Below are 1,082 nucleotides of genomic sequence, written 5' to 3'. Positions count from 1 at the left end.
AGCGCGGCCCAGCCGGGAAACGCGCGGGCGGCCGCGTCGGCCGCCGCACGCGCATCGTCGACGGTGCCCGCGGGCGCTTCGGACGCGACTTCGCCATCGAGCGGGTTGCGGCGCACGAAGGTCGCGCCGCTGGATGAGTGACGGCGTTCGCCGCCGATCAGCATCGATACGGTTTGCATGGAATCTCCGGAAGGACGCGCATTGCGCATCACATCATTCAGGCAATCTCGACTTCAACGACGACCGGCGTTGCGGCGCGCAGTGCATCGGTCAGCGTGTCGCGCAGGTGTGCGGCATCGGTCACGCGCACGCCTCGGCAGCCCATCCCTTGCGCGAGCGCGACGAAATCCAGGTTCGGCAGATCGGTGCCCTGCACGGGGTCGTCCGGGCCGAAGCCGAACACCGGCGCGAAATCCTGCAACGCCGCGTAGCGACGATTGTTCAGGATCACGAACGTGATCGGCAACTTCAGTTGCGCGGCGCTCCACAAGGCCTGGATCGAATACAGGCTCGACCCGTCGCCGATCAGCCCGATCACGCGCCGGCCCGGGTGCGCGAGCGCGACGCCGACGGCGGCCGGCATCCCGTAGCCGAGCCCGCCGCTGTCCATCGTGTAGAACGTGCCGCTATGCGTGAACGGCAGGTGTTCCTGCATCACGGCCCGTGCGCTCGGCGCTTCTTCGACGACGATGTCATGCGCGTCGCGCACGTCGGCGAGCGTCTGCAGCGCGAACGCGACTGACATGCGTTCGCCGGCGGCCGGCGGTTCGACCCGCGCGCGTGGCGGCCGCGGCGCGGGCATCGGCCGCTCGGGCGGCGCCGGGCGCGCGAGCAGGTCGCGCGCGGCGAGCCGCAGGTTGCCGACGACCGCAGCGCCCGACGGCGTCCACGCGGCGATGCACGGATCGTCAACGAGCTGCACGAGCGTCGCGCCCGGCGGCACGTGCGGGCCGAAGCCTTCGATGTGATAGGTGAACGCGGGCGCGCCGAACGCAAACACGAGATCATGCCCGTCGAGCCGCGCGACGATCTTCTCGCGGATCGCGGGCAGGAAGCCGGCGAACAGCGGATGGTCCTCGGGA

The 1,082-nt window shown here is 70.6% G+C and carries 2 protein-coding genes; both read right to left on the bottom strand.

The window, feature by feature from the left end:
• Positions 1-179, bottom strand: a 179-nt coding sequence (locus G3O00_RS42765) for an aldehyde dehydrogenase family protein (RefSeq protein ID WP_206146603.1), incomplete at its 3' end; no start/stop codon positions are given.
• A 38-nt stretch (positions 180-217) separates the two neighbouring features.
• On the bottom strand, positions 218-1,082 hold an 865-nt coding region (locus G3O00_RS42760; RefSeq protein ID WP_241025614.1), incomplete at its 5' end, for a thiamine pyrophosphate-dependent enzyme.

The organism is Burkholderia sp. Ac-20384 (assembly GCF_017104605.1).
GTDB lineage: Bacteria > Pseudomonadota > Gammaproteobacteria > Burkholderiales > Burkholderiaceae > Burkholderia > Burkholderia lata.
This window is presented reverse-complemented; position numbering and strand designations above follow the sequence as displayed.